We start from the raw sequence: 1,052 nt of genomic DNA, 5'->3' as shown, positions 1-1,052 counted from the left end.
CCGGAGTGGTTCAAACGTGCCGTCTTCTACGAGGTCCTCGTCCGTTCCTTCCAGGACAGCAACGGCGACGGCATCGGCGACCTGAAGGGCCTGACCGCCAAACTGGACTACCTGCAATGGCTGGGCGTGGACTGCCTGTGGCTGCCGCCGTTCTTCAAGTCACCCCTGAGGGACGGCGGCTACGACGTCTCCGACTACACCGCCGTCCTGCCCGACTTCGGCGACCTCGCCGACTTCGTCGAGTTCGTCGACGCCGCCCACCACCGCGGCATGCGCGTCATCATCGACTTCGTCATGAACCACACCAGCGACCAGCACCCGTGGTTCCAGGAGTCCCGCAAGGACCCCGACGGCCCCTACGGCGACTACTACGTGTGGGCCGACGACGACAAGCAGTACCAGGACGCCCGGATCATCTTCGTCGACACCGAGGCCTCCAACTGGACGTACGACCCGGTACGCAAGCAGTACTACTGGCACCGCTTCTTCTCGCACCAGCCGGACCTGAACTACGAGAACCCGGCGGTGCAGGAGGAGATGATCTCCGCGCTGAAGTTCTGGCTGGACCTGGGCATCGACGGGTTCCGGCTGGACGCGGTGCCGTACCTGTACCAGCAGGAGGGCACCAACTGCGAGAACCTGCCCGCCACCCACGAGTTCCTCAAGCGGGTGCGCAAGGAGATCGACGCCCAGTACCCCGACAAGGTGCTCCTCGCCGAGGCGAACCAGTGGCCGGAGGACGTGGTCGACTACTTCGGCGACTACAGCTCCGGCGGCGACGAATGCCACATGGCGTTCCACTTCCCGGTCATGCCGCGCATCTTCATGGCCGTGCGCCGTGAGTCCCGCTACCCGGTCTCCGAGATCCTGGCCAAGACCCCGGCGATCCCGTCGGGCTGCCAGTGGGGCATCTTCCTGCGCAACCACGACGAGCTGACCCTGGAGATGGTCACCGACGAGGAGCGCGACTACATGTGGGCCGAATACGCCAAGGACCCCCGCATGCGCGCCAACATCGGCATCCGCCGCCGCCTCGCCCCCCTGCTGGACAA

1 protein-coding gene is annotated in these 1,052 nt (G+C 65.7%); it reads left to right on the top strand.

The annotated features are described in order from the left end of the window. On the top strand, nt 1-1,052 hold a 1,052-nt coding region (gene treS / locus ABZ484_RS38750; RefSeq protein ID WP_358870642.1), incomplete at both ends, for a maltose alpha-D-glucosyltransferase.

This window comes from Streptomyces sp. NPDC006393, assembly GCF_040628575.1.
In the GTDB taxonomy this organism is placed as follows: Bacteria; Actinomycetota; Actinomycetes; order Streptomycetales; family Streptomycetaceae; genus Streptomyces.
This window is presented reverse-complemented; position numbering and strand designations above follow the sequence as displayed.